This is a genomic window from Stenotrophomonas pictorum JCM 9942 (assembly GCF_001431585.1).
Taxonomy (GTDB): Bacteria; Pseudomonadota; Gammaproteobacteria; order Xanthomonadales; family Xanthomonadaceae; genus Stenotrophomonas; species Stenotrophomonas pictorum.
This window is the reverse complement of the sequence record NZ_LLXS01000013.1, coordinates 47711-72690: the sequence shown is the minus strand read 5'-3', so window position 1 is coordinate 72690 and position 24980 is coordinate 47711. Positions and strand designations below refer to the sequence as shown.

At 66.8% G+C, this 24980-nt stretch carries 18 protein-coding genes; 12 read left to right on the top strand and 6 right to left on the bottom strand.

Translation table 11 applies throughout. The annotated features are described in order from the left end of the window. The first annotated feature begins 48 nt into the window (after nt 1-48). Genes rluD through ARC78_RS05735 form a run of 4 tightly spaced genes read left to right on the top strand, consistent with a single transcriptional unit; the run spans nt 49 to nt 2747 of the window. Nucleotides 49-1038, top strand: coding sequence for a 23S rRNA pseudouridine(1911/1915/1917) synthase RluD (gene rluD / locus ARC78_RS05750; protein ID WP_057505902.1), 990 nt, complete (start codon nt 49-51; stop codon nt 1036-1038). Then, nucleotides 1038-1817, top strand: a complete 780-nt coding sequence (pgeF, locus tag ARC78_RS05745; RefSeq protein ID WP_057505901.1) for a peptidoglycan editing factor PgeF — start codon at nt 1038-1040, stop codon at nt 1815-1817. The genes rluD and pgeF overlap by 1 nt, the downstream gene beginning before the upstream one ends. Before the next feature lie 2 nt (nt 1818-1819). Beyond that, nucleotides 1820-2353: a DUF4166 domain-containing protein gene (locus ARC78_RS05740; protein WP_199398897.1), complete on the top strand. Its 534-nt coding sequence runs from the start codon at nt 1820-1822 to the stop codon at nt 2351-2353. Then, nucleotides 2343-2747 (top strand): thiol-disulfide oxidoreductase DCC family protein, encoded by a 405-nt coding sequence (locus tag ARC78_RS05735; protein ID WP_054658490.1) that lies wholly within the window; start codon nt 2343-2345, stop codon nt 2745-2747. The genes ARC78_RS05740 and ARC78_RS05735 overlap by 11 nt, the downstream gene beginning before the upstream one ends. Before the next feature lie 12 nt (nt 2748-2759). Here ARC78_RS05735 and otsA read toward each other — a convergent pair whose 3' ends face one another. From otsA to ARC78_RS05715, 4 genes are all read right to left on the bottom strand, one after another. Continuing rightward, on the bottom strand, nt 2760-4127 hold the full coding sequence (gene otsA, locus ARC78_RS05730) for an alpha,alpha-trehalose-phosphate synthase (UDP-forming) (protein WP_054658492.1): 1368 nt from the start codon (nt 4125-4127) through the stop codon (nt 2760-2762). After that, complete coding sequence (locus ARC78_RS05725; protein ID WP_057505899.1) at nt 4124-5905, bottom strand: glycoside hydrolase family 15 protein; 1782 nt, start codon at nt 5903-5905, stop codon at nt 4124-4126. Before ARC78_RS05725 ends, otsA begins: the two co-directional genes overlap by 4 nt. A gap of 54 nt (nt 5906-5959) precedes the next feature. Beyond that, on the bottom strand, nt 5960-6706 hold the full coding sequence (otsB, locus tag ARC78_RS05720; protein WP_054658494.1) for a trehalose-phosphatase: 747 nt from the start codon (nt 6704-6706) through the stop codon (nt 5960-5962). A gap of 136 nt (nt 6707-6842) precedes the next feature. Next, on the bottom strand, nt 6843-9275 hold the full coding sequence (locus tag ARC78_RS05715) for a TonB-dependent receptor plug domain-containing protein (protein WP_057505898.1): 2433 nt from the start codon (nt 9273-9275) through the stop codon (nt 6843-6845). Between the two features lie 187 nt (nt 9276-9462). Here ARC78_RS05715 and ARC78_RS05710 point away from each other — a divergent pair, with 187 nt between their 5' ends. The 7 genes from ARC78_RS05710 (at nt 9463) to ARC78_RS05680 (ending at nt 18342) form a co-directional block, all read left to right on the top strand. Further along, nucleotides 9463-9939 (top strand): DUF3574 domain-containing protein, encoded by a 477-nt coding sequence (locus ARC78_RS05710; RefSeq protein WP_054658496.1) that lies wholly within the window; start codon nt 9463-9465, stop codon nt 9937-9939. A gap of 55 nt (nt 9940-9994) precedes the next feature. Continuing rightward, nucleotides 9995-10894: an FG-GAP repeat protein gene (locus ARC78_RS05705; protein WP_054658498.1), complete on the top strand. Its 900-nt coding sequence runs from the start codon at nt 9995-9997 to the stop codon at nt 10892-10894. 64 nt (nt 10895-10958) lie between these two features. Further along, the gene (locus tag ARC78_RS05700; RefSeq protein WP_057505897.1) at nt 10959-12548 is read left to right on the top strand and encodes a SulP family inorganic anion transporter; all 1590 of its coding nucleotides are present in this window, start codon (nt 10959-10961) and stop codon (nt 12546-12548) included. A 59-nt stretch (nt 12549-12607) separates the two neighbouring features. Continuing rightward, a complete protein-coding gene (locus ARC78_RS05695; protein WP_054659011.1) occupies nt 12608-13432 on the top strand; it encodes a DUF3014 domain-containing protein in 825 nt (274 codons plus the stop codon). Nucleotides 13433-13614: 182 nt separating this feature from the next. Then, the gene (gene clpB, locus ARC78_RS05690) at nt 13615-16203 is read left to right on the top strand and encodes an ATP-dependent chaperone ClpB (protein ID WP_054659008.1); all 2589 of its coding nucleotides are present in this window, start codon (nt 13615-13617) and stop codon (nt 16201-16203) included. 137 nt (nt 16204-16340) lie between these two features. After that, entirely contained in the window at nt 16341-16910 is a 570-nt protein-coding gene (locus ARC78_RS05685; RefSeq protein WP_241772679.1) for a hypothetical protein, read from the top strand. 145 nt (nt 16911-17055) lie between these two features. After that, nucleotides 17056-18342, top strand: a complete 1287-nt coding sequence (locus ARC78_RS05680) for an O-acetylhomoserine aminocarboxypropyltransferase/cysteine synthase family protein (protein ID WP_057505896.1) — start codon at nt 17056-17058, stop codon at nt 18340-18342. 113 nt (nt 18343-18455) lie between these two features. Here the strand turns inward: ARC78_RS05680 and ybaL are convergent, their stop codons facing one another. Both ybaL and ARC78_RS05670 read right to left on the bottom strand, forming a co-directional pair. Beyond that, nucleotides 18456-20150 carry a YbaL family putative K(+) efflux transporter gene (ybaL, locus tag ARC78_RS05675; RefSeq protein WP_057505895.1) on the bottom strand — a complete coding sequence of 565 codons (1695 nt, stop codon included), beginning with the start codon at nt 20148-20150 and terminating at the stop codon, nt 18456-18458. Nucleotides 20151-20388: 238 nt separating this feature from the next. Continuing rightward, complete coding sequence (locus tag ARC78_RS05670) at nt 20389-22767, bottom strand: TonB-dependent receptor plug domain-containing protein (RefSeq protein WP_054659283.1); 2379 nt, start codon at nt 22765-22767, stop codon at nt 20389-20391. Nucleotides 22768-23079: 312 nt separating this feature from the next. On the opposite strand from ARC78_RS05670, the gene ARC78_RS05665 reads away from it, so the two are divergent. After that, nucleotides 23080-24957 (top strand): ABC-F family ATP-binding cassette domain-containing protein, encoded by a 1878-nt coding sequence (locus ARC78_RS05665; RefSeq protein WP_057505894.1) that lies wholly within the window; start codon nt 23080-23082, stop codon nt 24955-24957. Nucleotides 24958-24980: the final 23 nt, after the last annotated feature.

Sequence of the window (24980 nt, the reverse complement as noted above, 5' to 3'; positions counted from 1 at the left end):
ACTGTTGCCGTCAGGACCCCCAATTTCGTCTTTCTGTTGGTCTTTCCCATGTCCGAGAACACCTCTGCCACCCAGCGCCAGGCGCTGGTCCCCGATTCCGCTGCCGGTCGTCGTTTTGATGCCGTGCTGGCCGAACTGTTTCCCGAATTCTCCCGTTCGCGCCTTACCGAGTGGATCAAGACCGGCGCGGTACTGCTCGACGGCGAGCCGGTGCGGCCGCGCGATCCGGTCCGTGGCGGCGAGCTGGCCACATTGAACGCGGTGCTGGAGATCGAGACACACGCGGTGCCGGAGGATATCCCGCTGTCGGTGCTGTACGAGGACGAGCATGTGCTGGTGATCGACAAGCCGGCCGGGCTGGTGGTCCATCCCGGCGCCGGCAACCCGAGCGGCACCCTGGTCAACGCGCTGCTGTTCCGGGACCCGGAGATTGCCAAGGTACCGCGTGCCGGTGTGGTGCATCGCCTGGACAAGGACACCAGTGGCGTGATGGTGGTGGCGCGCACGCTGCAGGCGCAGACCGCGCTGGTGGAGCAGCTGTCGGCACGTGAAGTGCACCGCCAGTATCTGGCGGTCGTGGTCGGTGCGCTGGTTGCCGGCGGTACCGTGGATGCGCCGATCGACCGCCACGCCCGTGACCGTCTGCGCATGGGCGTGCGCGAGGACGGCAAGGACGCGGTGACCCATTACCGGCTGCGTGAGCGCTTCCGCGCGCACACCGCCCTGGAATGCCGTCTGGAAACCGGCCGCACCCACCAGATCCGCGTGCACATGGCCCACCTCAAGCACGCCATCGTCGGCGATCCGCTGTATGGCGGTTCGCTGAAGCTGCCCAAGGGCGCCACCGATGAGCTGATTGCGCAGTTGCGCGGCTTCAAGCGTCAGGCGCTGCATGCTGAAACCCTGGAGTTCGTGCACCCGGTCAGTGGCGAAACGATCCGCAACACCGCGCCGGTGCCGGCCGACCTGCTGGCGCTGATGAAGGCGCTGCGTGAGGATTCGGAAGCCTTCGCCGAGCGCGAGCGGGACCGCCGCTGATGCCCAGCGCGCAGCCGTGGATGCGGGCCCACTGGCCGGCGCCGCCGGGCGTGTGTGCCTTCACCACGACGCGCCATGGGGCGGGTGGCTCGCAGCCCCCGTTCGATACCTTCAATCTCGGCAACCGCACGGCCGCTGACGGTGACGATCCGGCGCAGGTGCAGCGCAATCGTGAGGAGCTGCAGCGCCTGGCCGGGCTGCCTTCGGCCCCGCACTGGTTGCGGCAGGTGCATGGCACCGGTGTGCTGCGTTTTGACGCGCCGCCCGCCGCGCAGGGCATCGACGCCGAACCGGTGGCCGATGCCGCGGTGACCGCAGTGCCGGGCGTGGTGCTGGCGATCCTCACCGCCGATTGCCTGCCGGTAGTGTTCGCCGCGCGTGATGGCGGTGAAGTCGCCGCCGCCCATGCCGGCTGGCGCGGGTTGGCCGAAGGCATGCTGGAAGCCACGCTGGCGGCGATGCGTACGCCGGCCGGGTCGGTGATCGCCTGGCTGGGGCCGGCGGCCGGACCGGCGCACTATGAGATTGGCGCTGACGTGTATCAGGCGTTCGTCGCCCGCTCGGCCGAGGCGGAAGCGGCGTTCACGCCGACCCGGCCCGGCCATTGGCGGGTGGACCTGTACGCGCTGGCGCGGCAGCGGCTGCTGGCCGCGGGGATGGAACCGGCCGCTATCCACGGTGGTGATCTGTGCACGATCACCGACCCCGCGCGCTGGTTCTCGCACCGCCGTGACCGCCGCAGTGGCCGGATCGCCACCCTGGTGTGGATGCAGGGATGAATGTGCCGCTGTTCGCGCAGGTGCTGGGTTCCGCGTTCGAACAGCTGTCGCCGCAACTGCGGGCATTGCATTCGGTGCGTGACCGGCAACGCTGGAGCGGGCAGGGTGACGTAATGCGCGGCAGCCATTGGCTGGTAGCGCCGTGCGCCTGGCTGGCGCGTCTGCCGCCGACCTCGACCGTGCCAGTGGCTGTCGAGTTCGTGGTCGATGCCGATGGCGAGTGCTGGCGTCGCCGTTTCGGGCCGGCGCGGATGCACTCGCGGCTCTGGCAGCGCGGCGGGCGGCTGTTCGAGCAGCTGGGCGCGGTGCGTTTCCGCTTCGGCCTGTCCGAAAGCGCCGGGCAGATCCTGTGGCGGGTCGAGCGGGCCTGGGCCTTCGGGCTGCTGCCCCTGCCGGCACGCTGGTTCGCCCAGGTGCACTGCCGCGAACGCGAACAGGCCGGACGCTACGAATTCCTGGTCGACGTCTCGATGCCGCTGATCGGCCGGCTCATCCGCTACGAGGGCTGGCTGTTGCCAGACACCGATGCGCACTGAGCCGGCGGTGATCGTGTTCGACGGCGTGTGTGCGCTGTGCAGCCGCTGGGTCGGGTTCCTGCTGCGTTTTGATCGCGGCGGACGCTACCGCTTCGCGGCGATGCAGGGCCGCTGCGGTCGCAGCCTCCTGCACCGCTACGGGCTGGATCCGGAGGATCCGCTGTCCTTCCTGCTGCTGGAGGATGGCATCGCGTACACCGATACCGACGCGATTATCCGGGTGGTGGCCGGACTGGGCGGTGTCTGGACGCTGGCCGTGCTGGCCCGGGTGGTTCCCGCGCCACTGCGTGACCGCGGCTACCGCTGGCTGGCGCGCAACCGGTACCGCTGGTTCGGCCGCCATGAGCGCTGCTTTGTGCCCGATGCGGCCAGCCGCGAACGGTTTCTGGACTGAGGCTGGAGCAGTTCAAGGGGCCGCTTCCAGTGCCTGCAGGTAGTCGCGGCGCCAGCGGTTGATATCGAATTCGCGCAGGTGCTGCATCATCGTCTGCCAGCGCTCGATGCGTTCGGCGCGTGGCATGTTCGCCGCCGTGGCGATGGCATCGGCCACGCCATCCAGATCGTGCGGGTTCACCAGCAGCGCCTGTTGCAGCTCGTCGGCGGCGCCGGCCAGCAGTGACAGCACCAGCATTCCGGGATCTTCCGGGTTCTGCGCGGCGATGTATTCCTTGGCGACCAGGTTCATGCCGTCGCGCAAGGGCGTGACCAGTCCCACTGCCGCCTCCCGGTAGAAGCCGGTCAGGGTGCTGTGCGCATAGTTCTGGTTGACGTAGCGCAGCGGGGTCCAATCGGCTTCGGCATGGCTGCCGTTGATGTGGCCGGCCAGCTGTTCCAGTTCCCCGCGCAGCTTGCGGTATTCGTTGACGCTGCCGCGCGAGACCGGCGCGATCTGCAGGAAGGTCATCGTGCCTTTGTCCTGCGGATGGCGGCTGAGGTAGCGCTCGAAGCCGTGGAAACGCTCGGGCAGCCCTTTGGAGTAGTCCAGCCGGTCCACGCCGATGGCGAGCTTGCGGTGCTGCAGGCTCTGCCGCAGTGCGCGCACCGCGCTGTTACCGGCGGCGCTGCGTGCCTGCCGGGCGATGTGCTCCGTGTCGATGCCGATGGGGAAGGCGGAAGTGCGCACACGGCGACCGTCGGGGGCCTGTATCCATTGGCTGTCGATCAGACTGCCGCCGCCGAACAGGCGCACATAGGACTGGAAGCGGTCCACGTCGCGCCGGGTCTGGAAGCCCAGCAGGTCGTAGGCGTGCAAGGTCTGGAACAGCGCGCGGTGGTCGGGCAGCGCATGGATCAGATCGGCCGAGGGCACTGGCACGTGCAGGAAAAAGCCGATCCGGCAGCCCACCCCGCGCTCGCGCAGCAGTGAGGCCAGCGGAATCAGGTGGTAGTCATGGATCCAGACCGTGTCGTCTTCGCGCAGCAACGGTGCCAAGGTATCGGCGAACAGCCTGTTCACGCGCCAATAGCCGGCGCGTTTGCTGCGGTCGTAGTCCACCAGGTCCAGGCGGAAGTGCAGCAGCGGCCACAACGTCCGGTTGGAGAATCCGTTGTAGTAGGTGTCCAGATCGGCCTTGCTCAGGTCCATGGTGAGCAGGCGGATGGCCCCGTCGGTGTGCTCGTGCAGTGCCCCGCTTGTCGCGGTGCTGCGCCCGCTCCAGCCGAACCACAGTCCCCCGCGCTCGCGCAGTGCCGCCAGCAGGCCTGTCGCCAGGCCACCGGCGCGATTCTCGCCGGGCACGGCCACCCGGTTGGAGACGACCACCAGCCGGCTCACGAGGCCTCCTGCCAGCTGCGCGACAGACGCATCGCGGCGGTGATCAGTCCGACATGCGAGTAGGTCTGCGGGAAGTTGCCCCAGGCTTCGCCACCGTTGAAGGCAAGGTCCTCCGACAGCAGGCCCAGGTGGTTGCGTTGTTGCAGCAGCGCTTCAAACATTTCGCGTGCCTCCTCCATGCGGCCGATTGCGGCGAGCGCATCGATGTACCAGAACGTGCAGATGGTGAAGCTGGTTTCGGGTTCGCCGAAATCATCCGGAGCGATGTAGCGGTACAGCGCGTTGCCATGCTTGAGGTCCCGGCCGATGGCCTCGACGGTGGCGATGAAGCGGGCGTCGCTGGCGTCGATGAAGCCCAGATCGGCCAGCAGCAGCAGCGAGGCATCCAGGCGATGGCCGCCGAAGGTATCGGTGAAGTGGCCGAGCTGCTCGCTCCAGGCTTTTTCCATGATGCGCTCATGGATGATATCGGCGCGCTCGCGCCAGTACTGCGCACGTGCATCGAGCTTGAGCCGCACTGCGATCTTGCACAGGCGATCACAGGCCGCCCAGCACATCGCGCTGGTATAGGTGTGTACGTCGGTGCGGCCGCGGAACTCCCACAGTCCGGCATCAGGCACGTCATGCAGGGCGAAGGCCTGTTCGCCCAAGGGCTCCAGCCGGGCGAAGGTGTGCGCGTCGCCCGGATCCTGCAGGCGCTGGTCGAAGAACAGCTGGGTCGAGGCCAGCACCACGCTGCCGTAGACATCGTGCTGGCGCTGCAGCCAGGCCAGGTTGCCGCGCCGCACCGGCCCCATGCCGCGATAGCCGGACAGCGTCGCCACCTCCTCCTCATCGAGCTTGGCTTCAAAACCGATGCCATACAGCGGCTGCAGGCTGCCATCGCTGGTGGCCAGGTTGAAGATGTAGCCGAGGAACTGCTCCATCGTGCGGGTCGCGCCGAGGCGGTTGAGCGTGCGCACCACGAAGGCGGCATCGCGCAGCCAGCAATAGCGGTAGTCCCAGTTGCGGATGCTGCCGGGGGCTTCGGGAATGGAGGTGGTCATCGCGGCGATGATCGCGCCGCTGTCTTCGTACTGGCACAGCTTCAGGGTGATCGCACTGCGGATCACCGCGTCCTGCCATTCCAGCGGAATGGACAGGTAGCGCACCCATTCGCGCCAGTAGTCGCGCGTGCGCTGGAAGGATTCCTGCACATAGCCACTGAGCGAGCGGTTGAGTGATTCGTCCACGCCCAGTACCAGGTGCACGCGGTGGTTGAGCACGAACGGCAGGCCGTCCCGCACGAAGCGCACCGGCACATCGGTGGTCAGGCGCAAGGCGTGGTCCGGCAGCAGCCAGCGGATGTGGTTGCTGCCCCAGGTGGTGTCCGGTTGGCGTGCGCCCCAGTCGGCCAGTGGCCGCGCACGCACGATGATGCGCGGGCTGCCCGACAGCGGGGTGACCTGGCGGATCAGGCTGACCGGACGGTAGAAGCGCTCGTTCTGCCGCCAGCGTGGTGCGAAGTCGATGACTTCCACCGCACCGCCGTGGCGGTCATACAGTACCGTGCGCAGGATGGCGGTATTGGTGAGATAGGACTGCTCGCTGTCGCGGAAGTCCTCCAGCTCGATGCCGAAGTCACCGCCCGGGTGCTGGTTGGGGCCGAGCAGGGCACAGAAGGCCGGGTCGCCATCGAAGCTGGGCAGGCAGCTCCACACCACGCGCGCCTGTGTGTCGATGAGCGCGCCGAAACTGCCATTGCCAACTACGCCAAGGTCGAGGGTGGCGTCTTGCATTGCTTACTCCTTGTTGTGCGAACGCCGCTGGCGTCGCTGTTTCCTCCGGAGGGGTCAGGTCGTGGCTGCGCGCAGCCAGGCGTGTACGGCGGGGATGTCGGGCAGGGCGCTCCGCGCATGGCTTTCGGCGCGTTGGCCGACCAGCACGCCCAGACCGCCAGACTGCTGCGCAGCCTGAAATCCGTGCTCGTCGGTGAGATCGTCGCCGATGAAGAGCGGACGGCGGCCCTGAAAAGGCGGGTGCTGCATCAGTTCCCGCAGTGCCCGGCCCTTGTCATGCGTGGCGGTGACGAACTCGATGACATGGTTGCCGGGCTGCAGACGCACCCCGGGCAGCTGCGGCAGCTGGGCACGGGCAAAGGCGGTGATGGCGCCGGCGGCGTCCGGGGCGTTGCGCCAGTGCAGTGCCAGAGACTGGCCCTTGTGTTCGACCAGCATGCCGGGGTGCGCGTGGGCAAGCTGTTGCGCGCGCACGTGCAGAGCATGCAGCCACGGTGCGGTACCGCTGTCCGGAAGGGGGGCCTCGGCGCAGTGCCGCAGCTGTGCGCCGTGCAGGCCTGCCATTGGCAGTTGCAAGGGCGTGAACATCTGCTGCAGTTGGGTCAGCGGCCGTCCACTGAGCAACGCCAGCGCACCGCCCAGACGCCGGTGCAGGATGGCAAGCAGGTCCAGCAGCGGCGCGTCGGGCTTCACTTTGTCCGGATGATCGGCAAAGGCGAGCAAGGTCCCGTCGACGTCGAGGAAGAGCGCATCGGTGTCCGCCAGCGCCGGAGGTGGCGGACGCTGTAGTTCTTCAAACATGCCGACACTATGCCGCGACAGTTGTTATGGGAAGGTCATCCCGCGTGCGACAGCCGCTGCATGACTGCACATGGTGCGATGTGCGTACAGCTCCCCTGTCCTGCTGCCAGGAGAGGGGAGCCGGCGTGTTTGCCGATCAGAACGTAAAGCGCACCCTGCCATACCAGTACGCACCGTTGCTTCCGATCGGTGACAGCACGTCATACGGCAGGTTGCCGAAGTAGTGGATGTCTTCGTTCGACAGGTCCGGATAGTTGTCGGTCAGGTTCTGGCCACCAACCGCCACGCTCCACTGCGGACTGATGCGGTATTCCACTTCCGCATCCAACTGCCATTCGGCCTGGTAGGTCTGGGTCGGTACATAGCCATCGCCGAAATCGAACACGCGCTTGGCACTGCCGTGACGGCTGATGCGGCTGCTCAACGACCAGCTGTCATTGGCCCAGCTCGCGGCGAACTGCGCGCGGGTGCGCGGGGCGGCATCGGTCAGCGTGTTGCTCTCTTCCACGCCGAACAGCACATAGTCCGGATCCAGCGCCAGCAGCTGCGCCGGCGTGGCCAGCACGTTCTTCAGCTCGGTCTTGGCATAGCTCCAGGTACCGGTCAGCAGCAGCTCGCCATCGCCCAGCGACTGCCGCCAGTTGCCGACGAACTCGGCGCCGCGGGTACGGGTGTCGGCGGCGTTGACGAAGTAGTGTGCGCTTTCCAGCCCGCCGATGCCGAACTGCTGCTGGACGAAATCGGTCAGCGCATCGCCACGGATGCTTTCCGACAGTGCGATACGGTCATCGATGTCGATCTGGAACAGATCCAGCGACAGGTCGAAGTGGCTGCCGATCTGGCTGGTGAAACCCAGGCTGGTGTTGACCGACTTCTCCGGCTTCAGGTCGCTGGCGCCCAGCGCACGTGCAATCGGGTTGTTCACCGACAGTAGCCGGCCCTGCACCAGCTGGCCACCGGCGGTATAGCCGGTCGAGGTCGACTCGTAGCCGATCTGGCTCAGCGATGGTGCGTGGAAGTTGTTGGAGATGGAGCCGCGCAGCGCGAAGGCCGGGGCGAAGGCGTAGCGTGCGCCCAACTTCCCGGTCAGCTCACCGCCGAAATCCTGGTAATGCTCGTAGCGGGCGGCGATATCGGTGGAGAATTTCTCGCCGAAGGTCGAGGACAGGCTGGTATAGGCACTGATCACATCGCGCGACAGATCGGCCTCGTCCTGTGGGGTCAGGCCACCGCCGGCCTGCGAGCCGGTCGGGCGGTCGGTATACGGGCCGGCGGCATAGCTGGCCGGGTCGCCAGCGCCGGTTTCATAGCGCTCGTGACGGCCTTCGATGCCGAAGCCGAGGCTGTGGCTGTCATTGGCGCGCACGAAGATGCGGCCGAAATCCAGGTTGGCCACGGTCTGCGCGAAGCTGAAATCACCGGTCTTGAAGCGGGTCGGGCTGGCCGGGCCGAGCGAGGCGTTGAGCGAGTTGCGCAGGCGATAGGTGAACGCGTTGCGGCCATGGTCGAGGCTGGCATCGTAGTTCCAGTCGCCGAGTTCGCCGCGGGCACCGGCCACCAGCTGCACATCCAGGTTTTCGCCTTCGGAGATCGGGCGGTAGCCGTTCGGGTACAGCGCCTTCCAGTTGGCCTCACCGTCCGGGTAACGGAAGTAGTTGGCGCCTTCGGTATCGCGCTGGTTCCAGGTGCCGAACGCATAGGCCTTCGAGGTCGCGCCGAGCGGAATCTCGCTGTTGAACCAGGCGTTGAGGTCTTTGCTGGCGCCATCGCCGAGCGAGTAGTTGCGCTTGCCGGCCAGGGCCAGGTTGTCCGGGGTCTGCGCCTCCCACGGCGGGATCTGGTCGAAACCGGCACGGTTGGTCGCTTCGCGGTTCTTCAGTTCCAGGCCCACGCGCAGGAAGCCACCGTCATCGGTCAGGGCGGTGCCGACCTTGGCGCTGAAGTAGCTGGTCTGGCCATCGGTCAGGGTGCGGCCGATCGGTTTGAGGTCGGTGTGGTGGGCGCCGAAGCTGGCCTCGATGGCGCCACCTTCCGGCGCGTCGTCGAGGATCACGTTGATCACGCCGGCCACCGCATCGGAGCCATACAGTGCGCCGGCGCCGTCGCGCAGCACCTCGATGCGCTTGATCGCGCTGACCGGGATGGCATTGAAGTCGACCGGCGTGGTGCCCTTGCCGATCTTGCTGTCGGTATTGACCAGGGCGCTGTTGTGGCGGCGCTTGCCGTTGACCAGCACCAGCACGTGGTCTGGCGACAGACCACGCAGTTGCGCGGCACGCACATGGTCGGCACCGCCGGAGTTGGACTGGCGCGGGAAGTTGAACGAGGGCAGCAGCGCCTGCAGCGCGCTGCCCAGCTCGCCGTTGACCACGCCGGCCTTGCGGATGTCCTCGGCGCTGAGTACGTCCACCGGCGCGGTGGATTCGAGCACGGTGCGGTCGATGGCGCGGGTGCCGGTGACGATCACCGTGTCCAGGTTGGTGGCTTGCGGGGCGTCCTGGGCAAAGGCGGGAGAAGGCAGCACCAGCGCGATGGCCAGGCCAAGCGGGGCCGAGGTGGGGCGGGACATGGAAACTCCGGAGAAGGGCGGGGAGGGAATTTATTGCTTACATCCATCCGGATGAAGCGATATATTATCTTGGCGTGATGACGGCATCCGGTGCAAGTACCGCGCACGGCATCTGCATATCGCCGATGGCGATCTGCGCCATCGGCCGTCCGTCTATTCCTGTCTTTCCCTGTTTCGGAGTTCCCCGATGAAGTTGCAAGCCCTCCTGTTCGCCGCCACCCTGGCCCTGACCGGCTGTGCCAGCCTGCCGTCGACTGCTCCGGCGGGCGGTGCGGTCACCGCCACATTGCAGGACGATGCGGCGCGTCCGGCCGCAGCCAGTGGCTGGGTGCGCAGCGAGCTGTATTTCGGCGTCGGCGAGGAAAGCGGGAATTCCGCGCGCGAACAGACCGATATGGTCAGCGAGGCCCAGTGGCGCGTTTTCCTGGACAAGGAGGTGACGCCACGCTTTCCCGATGGCCTGACCGTGTTCGACGCCTATGGCCAGTGGCTGTTCCGCGGCGCGCCGGAGCCGAACCGGCTGCGCACGAAAGTGCTGGTGGTGTTGCACGAAGACACCGCGCAGCGTCGCGATGACATCGAGGCGATCCGTCTGGCGTGGAAGCAGGCCACCCGGCACCAGTCGGTGCTGTGGTCGCGGCAGCCGGTCGAGGTTTCGTTCTGAGCGACACCGGATCGACTAGCCTGCGGGCAGCTTCCAAGTGCAGACGAGTTTCTCCATGACGCCCCCCATAACCCGGCCGCGCTGGCGTTTTGCCGCTTTCGGCCTGCTGCTCGCAGCGGTTGTGCTGCCGGCAGCGCCAGCGCGCGCTGCCGATGACCGCGAGATACGCTTCGAGGTCACCGCCGCTGTGAGCGCGCATGCGCGCTTGCCCGGCGATGGCCGCGTGGACGTGGGTACCAGTCGCTCCTCGGCCCGCCAGCTACTGCTGGCGTCCACGGACGAAGAAGGCGGCGGCACGCACCTGGGCCACGCCGACTACAACTTCGACGGTTACCAGGACCTGGCTACCCGCGCGACGCTGGGCCAGGTCAACGAGGCGGTCACGGTCTACCTGTACGAGCCGGCCAGCGGCCAGTTCCGGACATTGGCCGCGCCTGCGGGGGCGCACATCAGCTGCGCGGGCTTCTGGTCGCTGATCCCGGACCCGGCCACACGCACACTGACCAGCAGCTGCCGCAGCGGGCCGATGTGGTACAGCGATGTCTACCGCTACCAGGTAGACAGGGTCTACCTGTATCGCTCGATGCGCGGCGCCATGCTCGACACCGCCCGCCTGGCGCCGGTTCTGGATCTCGGGGTAGCCGGGGATGGGGACCCGGAAATCCTCACCGTGTGGAGCACTTGGGACGTTGCAGGCAAGCGTGTTGATAGTGCCATCTGGGATGCATTCGATCCGCCACTGGAGGATGCACCGCTGCCGGGCCGCAGTGCCTCGGTGGTGCCGGACAAACTGCAGCTGTACAGCAGGGCCGGCGACACCGTCACCCGGCGTTATCTGCGCAAAGGTGATCGCGTCGAGCTGCTGGACGAAGCCGAGGGCTGGCTGCAGCTGCGCTACCACAATCCCCGCCACGGCCCGGTGCTGGGCTGGGTGAAACTGCCCCCGAACGGCTGATCTGCTCCATTCGCACCCAACATCTCCGCGATTACTCCGCCCCCGCTTTCCTGACGACATCCTCATGAATCCTTCCGCTTCAAGCTTCCCTCGGCGCTGGTTCGTTGCCGGCGATCTCAACGGCTTCTTCGGCCTGGTGGTCGACAACCTGTCGATCCTGGGCTTCATCGCGATGGCCCTGGTGGGCATGTTCCAGTTCCCGGCCGAGGTGGTGTTCGGGCGCATGTTCCCCGGCACCGCGCTGGGCGTGCTGGTCGGCAATCTGATGTACACGCTGATGGCCCGGCGGCTGGCCGCGCAGACCGGCCGCGACGATGTCACCGCGATGCCGCTGGGGCTGGATGCGCCCACCAGTATCGGCATGGCGCTGCTGGTGCTGGGCCCGGCGTTCGTCGCGTTCAAGGCGCAGGGGCTGGACCCGCACGCCGCGGCGATCGCCACCTGGCAGCTGGGCATGGCTTCGCTGGTGATCATGGGCGTGCTCAAGACCGTGTTGTCGTTTTTCGGCGAGGCGGTGACCCGCGCGCTGCCGCGGGCCGCGCTGCTGGGCTCGATCGCCGGGATCGCGATCGTGCTGATGGGTTTTCTGCCCTTGCTGGAAACGCTGCGCTCGCCGGTGGTGGGTTTCGTCACCCTCGGTCTGCTGCTGTATGTGCTGATCGCCAAGGGGCGCCTGCCGGTCCGCGCGCCGGGAGTGCTGGTCGCGTTCGCGTTCGGCACGCTGCTGTATTACGGGCTGGGGCTGACCGGGCTCGGCGCGCCGGGCTTCAAGGTGCCGCAATGGACGCCGCCGCAGGTGGTGCTGCCATGGCCGAGCCTGGGTTTCATCGAGGGCCTGCCCACGGCGATGACCTATCTGCCTCTGCTGCTGCCGTTCGGCCTGCTGATGGTGGTGGGGGGCATCAACGTTTCCGAAAGCGCCCGCGCGGCCGGTGACGATTACCGCACCCGCGACATCCTGCTGGTGGAAGCCTTCGCCACGCTGGTGGCCGGGCTGTGCGGCGGGGTGGCACAGACCACGCCGTATATCGGCCAGCCGGCCTACAAGCACATGGGCGCGCGCAGCGGCTACACGCTGCTGACCGGCCTGTTCATCGGCATCGGCGGCATGCTCGGGGTGATCTCCGGGCTGGTGCAGTGGCTGCCCCTGGCGGTGCTGGCGCCGATCATCGTGTACGTGGCCATCGACATCACCACCCAGGCCTTCCAGGCTACCCCGCGCGCGCATGCCGGGGCGATGGTGCTGGGCTTTCTGCCGTCGGTGGCCTATCTGCTGGCGATCAAGGCCCCGGGCTGGATCGCGCCGGAACAGCTGGCGGCGATGACCACGACGCTGGATGGGCACGGCCTGCCGGAGCTGGCGGTGATCTTCACCCTTGGCAACGGCTTCATCATCACCGCGATGCTGTGGATCGCCACGGTGGTGGCGATGATCGATGGCCAGTTGCGGCGCGGTGCGGTGCTGATGCTGATCGCCGCCGGGCTGACCCTGTTCGGCCTGATCCATTCGGTGGATCCGCGCGGCGGCATCTACCTGCCGTGGATGCTGGAAGGCCTGCCGAAGATCATCAGCTGGCAGTTCGCCGGCGCCTATGTCGCGCTGGCGCTGATGCTGGGACTGCTGTCGCTGCAGAGGCGGCCGACCGGCCAATAGCGGGGAACCCTCGCCGATCGGCCCGGTCACACCCTCACATGCAATACGAGGTGCAAGTGATGCAGAAGCGCAAAGCGGTGTGGCCGTGGGTGGTGCTGGGAGTGGTGGCGGTAGGCGGGGCCGGGGGCTGGCTGTTCCAGGATGATCTGCGCCGGCTGCCGTCGCCGGGCAAGGTTTCGCCCGGCGGTAATACCGGTGTGGCAGCGCCGGCCGCGGCACCGTCGCAGATTGCCGCAGCGCCGGTCGCGGCCTCGCCGCGTTATCCGCTCCACAGCACGGATGCCGCCGATGCAGCGCTGCCTGTGCTGGCCGACAGCGATGCGCAGGTGATGCAGATGCTGGGCGGGATGTTTCCGGACGGACTGCTGACCTTGCTGGTGCCCGGGCACCTGATCCAGCGCGGCGTGGTGCATATCGACAATCTCACCCAACCCAGCCTGCCGGCGGCGGCGATGGCGCTCCGCCCGGTTGCCGGCAGCCCCCTGCTGCAAGCTGACGGCCAGGGCGGTGAGCAGCTGGCCGCGGCCAATGCGGCGCGTTATGCGCCTTATGTGGACGCCTTCACCGGCGTTGATGCCCAGCGGCTGGCGCAGGCCTATCGCCGTTTGTATCCGCTGATCCAGCAGGCCTGGCGCGAGGTCGGGCATCCCGATGGCCATTTCAACGACCGCCTGGTCGCGGTCATCGACCATCTGCTGCTGACGCCCGAACCGCCGGTGGCACCGTCGCTGGTGCGGGATGAGCGTGGGAGGTACCGCTTTGTCGATCCGGATCTGCAGGCGCGCTCGGTGGGGCAGAAGGCGCTGTTGCGGCTGGAGGTGGCGCAGGCGCGGGCGGTCAAACAGCAGTTGCGCGAACTGCGGACCGCATTGACCGGCGGATAACCCGCTCGCGCAGGCGTTTGCGCCGGATCAATGCACGGGGTGACGGTGTGGCGATACTGGACCGGAGGCGGCGATTGCAGCTGAACAGGGCTGGCTCCCCGCCCTTGAATCACACCATTGCAACCGCATCTGAACCAGTATCGCTGGCAGTGCCGGCCCCCTGATATCGAGGAAGAACACCCATGCGGATGGACAAGCTCACCTCCAACTTCCAGAAGGCGCTGGCTGACGCGCAATCCCTGGCGGTCGGCCGCGATCACAACATCATCGAACCGGTGCACGTGCTCAGTGCGCTGCTGGACCAGTCCGGTGGCAGCAGCCGTCCGTTGCTGGCCCAGGCTGGCGTCAACGTGCCGGTGCTGCGCGAGCGACTGGCCGAATCGCTGGATGCGCTGCCCAAGGTCTCCGGCCAGGCCGGCAGCCTGTCGATGGGCAACGATCTGGTGCGTCTGCTCAATGCCACCGACAAGCTGGCCCAGCAGCACAACGACCAGTTCATCGCCAGCGAATGGTTCCTGCTGGCCGCCGTGGATGACGGGGGGGCCGCCGGCATGGCGTTGCGCGGCGCCGGTGCCGACAAGAAGAAAGTGGAGGCCGCCATCGACAAGCTGCGCGGCGGAGAAACCGTGCAAAGCGAAAATGCAGAAGAGCAGCGCCAGGCGCTGGAGAAGTACACCATCGACCTGACCGCGCGCGCCGAGAGCGGCAAGCTCGATCCGGTGATCGGCCGCGACGAGGAGATCCGTCGCACCATCCAGGTGCTGCAGCGCCGGACCAAGAACAACCCGGTGCTCATCGGTGAACCCGGCGTGGGCAAGACCGCCATTGTCGAAGGCCTGGCCCAGCGCATCATCAACGACGAAGTGCCCGAAGGCCTGCGCGGCAAGCGCGTGCTGTCGCTGGACATGGGCGCGCTGATTGCCGGTGCCAAGTTCCGCGGCGAGTTCGAGGAGCGGCTGAAGGCCGTGCTCAGCGACCTCTCCAAGAACGAAGGCCAGATCATCCTGTTCATCGACGAGCTGCACACCATGGTCGGTGCCGGCAAGGGCGATGGCGCGATGGATGCCGGCAACATGCTCAAGCCGGCGCTGGCGCGTGGCGAGCTGCACTGCATCGGCGCCACCACCCTGGATGAGTACCGCCAGTACATCGAGAAGGATGCCGCGCTGGAGCGCCGCTTCCAGAAGGTGTTCGTGGGCGAGCCGACGGTGGAAGACACCATCGCCATCCTGCGCGGTCTGAAGGAGCGCTACGCGGTACATCACGGCGTGGAGATCACCGATCCGGCCGTGGTTGCCGCGGCGACGTTGTCCAACCGCTACATCACCGATCGTCAGCTGCCGGACAAAGCCATCGACCTGATGGACGAGGCGGCGTCGCGCATCCGCATGGAGATCGACTCCAAGCCGGAAGAACTGGACCGCCAGGAACGCCGGCTGATCCAGCTCAAGATCCAGCGCGAGATGCTCAAGAAGGAGAAGGACGAGGCCTCGCGCAAGCGGCTGGCCGATCTGGAAAACGACATCGACACGCTGGAGCGCGAGTTCTCCGACCTCAACGAAATCTGGAAGTCGGAAAAAGCCGCGCTGCAGGGGGCGACAAAGATCAAGGAGCAGGTCGAGAAGGCCAAGCTCGATCTGGAAGCGGCCCAGCGCCGCCAGGATTTCGCCAAAATGAGCGAAATCCAGTATGGCGTGCTGCCCAATCTGGAAAAGCAGCTGGCCGCCGCGCAGGAGGTCGAGCGCAAGGATTTCAAGCTGGTGCAGGACAAGGTGACCGACGAGGAAATCGCCGAGGTCGTCTCGCGCTGGACCGGTATTCCGGTCAGCAAGATGCTCGAAGGCGAGCGCGACAAGCTGCTGCGCATGGAAGAAATGCTGCACAACCGCGTGGTCGGCCAGGAGGAGGCGATCAAGGTCGTTTCCGACGCGGTGCGGCGTTCGCGCGCGGGCCTGTCGGACCCGAACCGTCCGAGTGGCTCGTTCCTGTTCCTGGGCCCCACCGGTGTGGGCAAGACCGAGCTGACCAAGGCGCTGGCCGACTTCCTGTTCGACTCGCCCGACGCGATGGTGCGTATCGACATGAGCGAGTTCATGGAGAAGCACAGCGTCTCGCGCCTGATCGGTGCGCCCCCGGGCTACGTGGGCTATGAGGAAGGCGGCTACCTGACCGAGGCGGTGCGCCGCCGTCCGTACAGCGTGATCCTGCTGGACGAGGTGGAGAAGGCGCATCCGGATGTGTTCAACATCCTGCTGCAGGTGCTCGACGACGGCCGCCTGACCGATGGCCAGGGCCGTACCGTGGACTTCCGCAACACCGTCATCGTGATGACCTCCAACCTGGGCTCGCACCAGATCCAGGACATGAGCGGCGACGACAGCCCGGAGGCCTATCTGCAGATGAAGGCGGCGGTGATGGGCGTGGTGCAGGCGCACTTCCGCCCGGAGTTCATCAACCGGCTGGATGACATCGTCGTGTTCCACCCGCTGGACAAGCAGCAGATCAAGCAGATCGCGCGCATCCAGATGCGTGGGCTGGAGAAGCGGCTGGGCGAGCGTGGCCTGAAGCTGGAAGTCACCGATTCGGCGTTCGAGCAGTTGGCCAACGTCGGTTTCGATCCGGTCTATGGTGCCCGTCCGCTCAAGCGTGCGATCCAGGCGCAGTTGGAGAATCCGCTGGCGCAGAAGATCCTGTCCGGCGAGTTCACCAGCGGCGACACCATCCAGGTGGAAGCCGGCGGCAGTGGCCAGCTGCAGTTCGCCAAGGCCTGATCGCGAGAGTGCGACGGCGTGGCCCGGTGCCCGTCGTCGCAGCGATTCACGCCTTGCAGGAGCAGGTTCGATTGGGCTGAGGGCGCGGGCGTTACGCTGCGGGAAGGCCCGCGCACTCCATGGATGAGGAAGATCTGATGCGGTATGCGATTGCATCGTTGCTGGCATCGCTGCTGGTGGTACCGGCGGCGCTTGCGCAGCGCACCGGCACCGAACAGCTGCTGCGCCCGCAGGTACCGGGTTATGTAAAGGCGTTCGAGAACACCGAAGCTGACGGCGCACGCCTGTGGGAATACGTGCCCACTGGCCAGACCGTGCAGCAATGGACGGAGATGTTGACGGTCACCGCCTCCCGTCCCGGCCTGCAGGCGACGCCGCACGAGTTCCTGGGCTTCATTGAACGCGGGTGGAAAGGCGCCTGCCCGGGTGGCGAAAGCCGCTGGATCCGCGAGGGCGAGGAGAATGGCTATCCCTTCGCCTTGTTGATGCTCACCTGCCCGAACAATCCCGCCAGCGGCAAGCCCGAATACACCTGGTTCAAGGGCATCCAGGGGGCAGACCGTTTCTATGTGGTGCAGAAAGCCTATCGCTTCGCGCCGGAACGGGAGCAGGTGGTGTCCTGGGTGCAATACCTGAGCAAGGTGCAGCTCTGCGATACCCAGAGCGCTGCCCATCCCTGCCCGCAGATGAGCCCCGCCAAACCGTGAGGTGCCGCAGGATGCCGGCAGGCCGGGCAGCTGCTGTCTTGCCTATCCGCTGATACCAGGCGCTCACAAGTAACGGCTGCAACCTTCGGCCGGACGCCATTCCTCCTCGGCTATCGTCAGCGGTCCCTCCTGACCGAGCGCTCCGATGACCAACCTGCAGTGGAAGCCTGAAACCATCGCCGTGCACGGCGGCTATTCTCCCGACCCCACCACCCGCGCGGTCGCGGTGCCGATCTACCAGACGGTGGCCTACGCCTTCGACGACACCCAGCACGGTGCCGACCTGTTTGATCTCAAGGTGGCCGGCAATATCTATACCCGGATCATGAATCCGACCACCGATGTGCTGGAAAAGCGCATCGCCGCATTGGAAGGTGGTATCGGCGCGCTGGCGCTGGCTTCCGGACAGGCCGCGATCACCTACGCCATCCAGACCATCGCCGAGGCCGGCGACAACATCCTCGCCTCCAGCGCGCTGTATGGCGGCACCTACAATCTGTTTGCGCACACGCTGCCGCAGTTCGGCATCCAGACCCGCTTTGCCGACTACCGCGATCCGCAGGCCTTCGCCGCGTTGATCGACGAGAAGACCAAGGCGGTGTTCGTCGAGTCCATCGGCAACCCGCGCGGCAACATCACCGACATCGAAGCGATCGCGAAGATCGCCCATGCCCATGGCGTGCCGGTGATCGTCGACAACACCGTGGCCACGCCGTATCTGCAGCGCCCGTTCGATTTCGGCGCCGATATCGTCGTGCACTCTTTGACCAAGTATCTCGGCGGCCATGGCACCAGCCTGGGCGGCGCGATCGTGGACTCCGGTCGCTTCCCGTGGGCCGAGCACAAGGAGCGCTTCCCGCGCCTGAATACGCCGGATGTGAGTTACCACGGCGTGGTCTATACCGAGGCGCTGGGCCCGGCGGCCTACATCGGCCGCGCGCGGGTGGTGCCGCTGCGCAACACCGGCGCGGCGATTTCGCCGTTCAATGCCTTCCAGATCCTGCAGGGCATCGAGACGCTGGCGCTGCGCATGGACCGCATCAACAGCAATACGCTGGCGGTGGCCCACTATCTGCAGAAGCACGCCAAGGTGGCATGGGTGAACTACGCCGCGCTGCCGGACCATCCGGAGCATGCGCTGGTACAGAAGTACCTGCGCGGCCATGGCTCGGGGATTCTCACCTTCGGCCTGCCCGGCGGACGTGAGGCCGGTGCCCGTTTCCTCGATGCGCTGCAGCTGTTCACCCGTCTGGTGAACCTGGGCGATGCCAAGTCCCTGGCCACGCATCCGGCCTCCACCACCCATCGGCAGTTGAATGCGGCCGAGCTGGAGAAGGCGGGCGTCACCCTGGACACGGTGCGGCTGTCCATCGGCATCGAGCATATCGACGACCTGCTGGCCGACCTGGAACAGGCGCTGGCCAGCGCCTGATCAGGGGCGCCGTCGTCTCGTGGCGGTGGTGGAGAGGGTGCCTGCGACGCCCTCTCGGCCCGGTCACGGAACGCCCCCGCCGCCACTGGCGGGCGGGGCGACAGGGCGATGCGTCAGTAGCCGGGGCCGTGGCGCAGGGCGCGATAGGGCGGGGTGGCCATCACCATTTCCGCCAGCGAGTGCGCCAGTTCGCGCTCGGCCATCACCGTGCCGTCGGCGCCGTGCTCCAGCAGGTGCTTCACTTCGGCATCGCTGTGGGCGCGGGCCAGCAGGGTCAGGTCGGGATTGATCGCACGCAGTTTGGCCAGCGCCTCGCCCGATTCCAGTGGCTGCGGAATGGCCAGCACCGCGATCTTGGCGCGCTCCGGGTGCGCTTCGGCCAGCACCCGGTCGGCCGCCGCGCTGCCGCGGATGCCGGGAATGCCGGCCGCATGCGCGCGCTCGACGTGCTCGCGGTTGTCATCGATCACCAGCACCGGCACGCCGCGCTCGCGCAGCACCTGCGCCAGATGGCTGCCGACCCGGCCGTAGCCGATGACGATGGCATGGTCCTGCAGCTCCAGCGACGGGCCCGGCGGAATCTCCGGTTCCTGCGCCACCTGGGTGGCGATCGGATGCTTGGCCTGCCAGCGGTCGAGCAGGCCGAACACCAGCGGGTTGAGCATGATCGAGACCAGGGCGCCGGCCAGCACCAGCGACTGTCCGGTCTCGGGCAGGATCTCCAGCGCCACGCCGAGTCCGGCGACGATGAAGGCGAACTCGCCGATCTGCGCCAGTGAGGCGGAAATGGTCAGTGCGGTGCTCTTGGAGTGGCCGAACGCGCGCACGATGAAGAATGCCGCGGCCGACTTGCCGAACATGATGATCGCCACCGTCGCCAGTACCTGCCACGGGTGCTCGACCAGGATCATCGGGTTGAACAGCATGCCAACGGAGACGAAGAACAGCACCGCGAAGGCATCGCGCAGCGGCAGCGAGTCGTGCGCGGCCTTATGGCTGAGTTCGGACTCGTTGAGCATCATGCCGGCGAAGAACGCGCCCAGCGCGAACGACACGCCAAACAGCGCGGCGGCGCCGAAGGCCACGCCCAGCGCGATGGCCAGCACGCACAGGGTGAACAGTTCGCGCGAACCGGTGCCGGCCACTTTCTCCAGCACCCACGGGATCACCCGGCGGCCGACCAGCAGCATCACCGCCACAAACAGACCCAGCTGCACGAAGGTCCAGCCGATGGAGGCCAGCACACCGGCGATGGAAGGTGCCTTGCCGCTCGCATCGGGTCCGAAGACGTCGGCGATCACCGGCATCATCACCAGCGCCAGTACACAGGCCAGGTCTTCCACGATCAACCAGCCCACGGCGATCTTGCCGCGGGTGGTTTCCAGCAGGCGCCGCTCTTCCATCGCCCGCAGCAGCACCACGGTGGAGGCGGTGGCCAGCGAGAAACCGAAGATCACCCCGTGCAGTACCGGCCAGCCCATCACCGAGGCCACGCCCCAGCCCAGCAGGGTCGCCACGAGGATCTGGCCGACGGCGCCGGGGATGGCGATCGCCTTGACCGCCATCAGATCCTTCAGCGAGAAGTGCAATCCCACCCCGAACATCAGCAGCATCACCCCGATTTCGGCCAGCTGGTTGGCCAGCGCCTGGTCGGCAACAAAGCCCGGGGTGAAGGGGCCGACGATGACACCGGCAACCAGATAGCCCACCAGCGGCGACAGCCGCAGCTTGTTGGCCAGGACGCCGAGTACGAAGGCAAAGCCCAGGCCGATGGCCAGCATGTTGATCAGGGCGGTGTCATGGTGCATTACAGCTCGCAGTTATGGGGGATAGCTCGATTCTACGGACGCGGCCGGCATCGACAAAGCGGAAATACGCCGGAAAAAGCAAAAAATTCAAGATGATGGATTGCCGGCTCCGGCCCGTGCCGTTGGTGGCGGATGCGGCAACGGCGAGTCTGTGCCAGGCGACGGCGGGGCACCGGCCAGGCCCAAAAAGATGCCCCGGTTTCCCGGGGCATCTTCCTTCCACGACGCGGCTGCGGTCTTACCAGGTGTAGCTGATACGGCCGTAGACGTAGGCGCCATTGAAGCCAAACGGCGAGTAGTTGCTGTACGGCAGCATGCCCCAGGTCGAGTTCTGCAGGTCGGCGGTGCGCTCCGGGTAGGTATCCAGCAGGTTGTCCGCACCCAGGGTCAGCTTCCACTGCTCGCTGGGCTTGAAGCTGGCCGAAGCGTCCAGCACCCACTTGGCGTCGTAGGTCTGGTCGCGGGCGGCGGTGGCCGAGTTGCGCACGGTGAAGCTGCCATAGCGGGTGGCTGACAGGCCCAGCTCCCAGCGGTCCGAGCGCCAGGTGCCGCTGAGGATGGCCTTGTCACGCGGGTAGCTGTCCTCGATGCGGCCGATCTCGTCGCGGCCGATCAGCGACTGGGTGATGCCCAGGCTGCCGAATACGGCTGGTGAGGCGAGGAACTTCTTCACCTCGGTCTCGTTGTAGCTGTAGGCGGCGGTCAGCTCCAAGCTGCTGGCCGCCAACGGCAGGGTGTAGCTGGACACCGCATCCACACCGCGGGTACGGGTGTCCATGCCATTGGTGAAGTAGGAGAACGCGGTGACCTGCGGCAGCCCCAGCCCGGCCAGCAAGGCGTTGGCGGCGGCATTGGTGGTGATGTTGGTGGACAGCACGATGCGGTCGTCGATGTCGATCTGGTAGGCATCGACGGTCAGGTACAGCCGGTCCACCGGCTGCAGCACCAGGCCGACGCTGTAGGAGGTGGAGCTTTCGGCCTTGAGCGGGCTGGCACCCAGCACCTGTGCGGCGGTGCTGGTGGTCGGGAAGGTGCCGCGCTCAACGAAGACGCCGTTGATGATGGTGCTGGTCACCGCCTGGTAGCTCTGCTGGGCCAGCGACGGGGCGCGGAAACCGCTGGAGGCGGTGGCACGCAGCGCCACCTTGTCGGTGAAGGCGTAGCGCGCCGACAGCTTGCCGGAGAACTTGTCGCCGAAATCCGAGTAGTCCTCGTAGCGGCCGGTCAGGCCGGCGGAGAACTTCTCGGTCAGGTCGGCTTCCAGGCCGGCATAGACCGCGTAGTTGTGGCGATCGGCGTCGACCGCGTTGATCGGGGTGAAGCCGCCGAAACCCTGCGCGCCGCTGCCGGTGTACGACTCCAGCTGGCCGGCGGTCTGCTCCCACTTCTCGCGACGGTACTCGCCGCCGAAGGACAAGGTGACCGGATAGGCCAGGCCCCAGTCCAGCGACTTGGTGAGGTCGGCGTTGACGATGTCCTGCTGGTACTTCAGCGTGCCGTCGTAGAACGAGCTGGGGCTGTTCACGCCCAGGCTGTAGTTGATGCTGTTGCGGGTGTGGAAATCCAGGGTGTTCTCGCCGTGGTTGAGGCTGACGTCCCAGGTCCAGCCGCTCTCGGTGTTGCCCTTCACGCCTGCCACCAGCGAGCGGTCCTTGGAGTACTGGTTGATCTGCGGCACGTAGCCGTCCGGATAGACCTGGGCCAGCAGCGCGCCCTGGCCGCTGTGATTGGGCGAGCGGTAGAACGCGAACGAGGTGATGTCGCGGTTGCCCAGCAGCGCGTTGGCATAGCCGCTGATGTTGTCGGTGAAGGCGAAGCTCAGGTTGGCCGAAGCGGCGCTGGCGTCCACGCGCGGGTCGCCGACGATGAAGGTGGTCTGGCCGATCGCCGGGAAGTTGCCGGTGTTGGGCGTGGTGCCGCGGTAGGGGCCGGCACGGTTGCTCTCGTCTTGCTGGCTGACCTGGCCGGCCAGGTGCAGCTTGCCGCGCCCGTCGGCGAAGCTGACGCCGGTGTCGCCGGAGAGCTGATATTTGGCACCGTCGCCGGCCGAATACTGGCCCGCGTCCACCGCCAGGCTGCCGCCTTCACCGCTGCCCTTGAGCACGATGTTGACCACGCCGGCGATGGCGTCCGAACCGTACTGCGCCGAGGCGCCGTCGCGCAGCACTTCCACCCGTTCGATCGCGGCGATCGGAATGGCGTTGATATCCACCGCGGCCGAACCGCGGCCGATGCTGCCGTTGACGTTGATCATCGCCGAGGTGTGGCGGCGCTTGCCGTTGACCAGCACCAGCACCTGGTCCGGCGAGAGCCCGCGCAGCTGCGCCGGACGGATGCCGCTGGTGCCGTCGGTCAGCGCCGGGCGCGGGAAATTCAGCGAGGGCAGGGCGCGTGACAGCGCGGTGGCCAGCTCGGAGGTGCCGGTGGACTGCAGCACTTCCGGGGTGATGATGTCGATCGGCGACTGCGATTCGGCCACGGTACGGTCGGCCACGCGGGTACCGGTGACGATCACCGTGTCCAGCGTGTTGGCACTGGACTGGGCCAGGGCGGGGACGGCGGAGGTGCCCAGGGCGAGGGCAATGGCGACGGCGAGGGTACTGGACTTGCGGTTCATCAGGTTGCAGCTCCGGTATTGAGTGGCGGCATCGGCGAGGCGTGGGGTTCGCGGCTGTTGCGGTGCGCCATCAACGGATTAATGGAATTTTTACCTCGTGTCAAACCGGATGCCTCGGCTAATTTGTTGCTTTTGAAAGCTTTTTCAGCTCGGCAGTAGCGATTTGGCAGGGGGAGTAGGGGAGTCCTGCGGTTAAACGCCGGGAGGGCGCCTGCCGGTGCAGGAGGTGAGTCAAGTATTGGATAACGTTAGAATCACGTCGCAGGAATGCTGCTCACATGCACATTCCTTTTCGTTATAACGGACCTATTCATGATTTCCCTTCGTAATTTCGCCCTGCGCCGGGGCGAACGCCTGCTGCTGTCCAATGTCGACCTCACCCTGCATGCCGGCTACCGCGTTGGCGTGGTGGGGCGCAATGGCGCGGGCAAGTCCAGCCTGTTTGCCGCCGTGCGCGGCGAGCTGGAGGCGGACAAGGGAGATGTGTCGCTGCCGGGCAAGATCCGCATCGCCGACGTGGCCCAGGAAACCCCGGCGCTGCCGGACCGCGCCATCGACTACGTGCTCGGTGGCGATGACGTGGTGGCCGCGGTGCTGCTTGAAGAGGCCGCCGCCGCCGCACGCGAGGACTGGGAAGCGGTTGCCAACGCGCACCAGAAGATGGCCGAGCTGGGCGCCTATGACGCCGAGGCCCGTGCCGGCAAACTGCTGCACGGCCTGGGCTTTCCGGCCGAGACCCACAGCCGGCCGGTGGCTGCGTTCTCCGGTGGCTGGCGCGCGCGCCTGAACCTGGCCCGCGCGCTGATGATGCCCAGCGACCTGCTGCTGCTGGACGAACCGACCAACCACCTGGATCTGGATGCGGTGTACTGGCTGGAACAGTGGTTGCTCAAGTACCCGGGCACCCTGTTGCTGATCTCGCATGACCGCGAGTTCCTGGACAACGTCGCCACCCACACCCTGCACCTGCATGGCGGCAGCGCCAAGCTGTACCCGGGTGGCTATACCGATTTCGAGCGCCAGCGTGCCGAGCACCTGCGCCAGCAGCAGATCGCGCACGAGAAGGAACAGGCCGAGCGCGCCCACCTGCAGAGCTTCATCGACCGCTTCAAGGCGCAGGCCTCCAAGGCCACCCAGGCGCAGAGCCGGATCAAGCGTCTGGCCAAGATGACCGGCACCGAAGCGGTGCGCGCCGAGCGCGAGTTCCGCATCGAGTTCTCGCCACCGGCCAAGCTGCCGTTCTCGCTGATCCGGCTCAACGATGTGACCGCCGGCTACGGCCCGGACGCGGTGATCCTGGACAACGTCGGCTTCGGTCTGGAAGCCGGCCAGCGCGTGGGCCTGCTCGGCCCCAACGGCGCCGGCAAGACCACGCTGGTCAAATCGCTGGTGGGCGAGCTGCCGCTGCTGGCCGGTGACCGCATGGCGCATCCGGACCTGCAGATCGGCTACTTCGCCCAGCACACGGTGGAATCGCTGCGCGAAGGCGCCACGCCGATGGACCACTTCCGTGATCTGGACCCCAATGGCGTGAACCAGAGCTTCCGCGATTTCCTGGGCAAGTGGAATTTCCCGGGCGATCGCGCGTTCGAACCGGTCGACGGCTTCTCCGGTGGCGAGCGCGCGCGTCTGGCGCTGGCGCTGATCGCCTGGCAGCAGCCCAACGTGCTGCTGCTGGACGAACCGACCAACCACCTGGATCTGGAAATGCGCGAAGCGCTGGCCGAAGCGCTGGCGCTGTTTGAAGGCGCGATCGTGATGGTCAGCCATGACCGCCATCTGATCGGTCTGGTCTGCGACACCTTCTGGCGCGTGGCCGATGGCGTGGTCGAGCCGTTTGAAGGTGATCTGGACGAGTACGCGGCGTGGCTGCGCACCCGTGCCAGTGCCCAGGGGGCACGCAGCAAGGCCGACAAACAGGAAAAGCCGGCCGCTTCCGCGCCGCCGGCAGCCGTGGCGCCGGTCAAGCCGGCTGCGGCCAGAAAGCCGGTCAATCCGCACAAGCTGGAAGCGGCCGAAAAGAAGGTGGAGCAGCTGGGGGCCGCGTTGGCCGGGATCGACCGCCAGCTCGCCGATCCGGGCAACTACGCCGATGCGGCCAAGATGGCCAGGCTCGGCGGCGAGCGCGAGGTGCTGGCCCAGCAGCTGGAACAGGCCGAAGCCACGTGGATGGAGATGCTGGAAGACTGAGCTTCCCGCGGCGCCTGGCCTCG

What these genes read in the sequence shown, in the direction of transcription:
- ARC78_RS05735 (WP_054658490.1), top strand. Translation starts at nt 2,343, where the DNA reads ATGCGCACTGAGCCGGCGGTGATCGTGTTCGACGGCGTGTGTGCGCTG.
- ARC78_RS05715 (WP_057505898.1), bottom strand. Translation starts at nt 9,275, where the DNA reads ATGTCCCGCCCCACCTCGGCCCCGCTTGGCCTGGCCATCGCGCTGGTG.
- otsB (WP_054658494.1), bottom strand. Translation starts at nt 6,706, where the DNA reads ATGTTTGAAGAACTACAGCGTCCGCCACCTCCGGCGCTGGCGGACACC.
- pgeF (WP_057505901.1), top strand. Translation starts at nt 1,038, where the DNA reads ATGCCCAGCGCGCAGCCGTGGATGCGGGCCCACTGGCCGGCGCCGCCG.
- ARC78_RS05665 (WP_057505894.1), top strand. Translation starts at nt 23,080, where the DNA reads ATGATTTCCCTTCGTAATTTCGCCCTGCGCCGGGGCGAACGCCTGCTG.
- ARC78_RS05685 (WP_241772679.1), top strand. Translation starts at nt 16,341, where the DNA reads ATGCGGTATGCGATTGCATCGTTGCTGGCATCGCTGCTGGTGGTACCG.
- ARC78_RS05705 (WP_054658498.1), top strand. Translation starts at nt 9,995, where the DNA reads ATGACGCCCCCCATAACCCGGCCGCGCTGGCGTTTTGCCGCTTTCGGC.
- ARC78_RS05680 (WP_057505896.1), top strand. Translation starts at nt 17,056, where the DNA reads ATGACCAACCTGCAGTGGAAGCCTGAAACCATCGCCGTGCACGGCGGC.
- ybaL (WP_057505895.1), bottom strand. Translation starts at nt 20,150, where the DNA reads ATGCACCATGACACCGCCCTGATCAACATGCTGGCCATCGGCCTGGGC.
- ARC78_RS05670 (WP_054659283.1), bottom strand. Translation starts at nt 22,767, where the DNA reads ATGAACCGCAAGTCCAGTACCCTCGCCGTCGCCATTGCCCTCGCCCTG.
- ARC78_RS05710 (WP_054658496.1), top strand. Translation starts at nt 9,463, where the DNA reads ATGAAGTTGCAAGCCCTCCTGTTCGCCGCCACCCTGGCCCTGACCGGC.
- rluD (WP_057505902.1), top strand. Translation starts at nt 49, where the DNA reads ATGTCCGAGAACACCTCTGCCACCCAGCGCCAGGCGCTGGTCCCCGAT.
- clpB (WP_054659008.1), top strand. Translation starts at nt 13,615, where the DNA reads ATGCGGATGGACAAGCTCACCTCCAACTTCCAGAAGGCGCTGGCTGAC.
- ARC78_RS05725 (WP_057505899.1), bottom strand. Translation starts at nt 5,905, where the DNA reads ATGCAAGACGCCACCCTCGACCTTGGCGTAGTTGGCAATGGCAGTTTC.
- ARC78_RS05695 (WP_054659011.1), top strand. Translation starts at nt 12,608, where the DNA reads ATGCAGAAGCGCAAAGCGGTGTGGCCGTGGGTGGTGCTGGGAGTGGTG.
- ARC78_RS05700 (WP_057505897.1), top strand. Translation starts at nt 10,959, where the DNA reads ATGAATCCTTCCGCTTCAAGCTTCCCTCGGCGCTGGTTCGTTGCCGGC.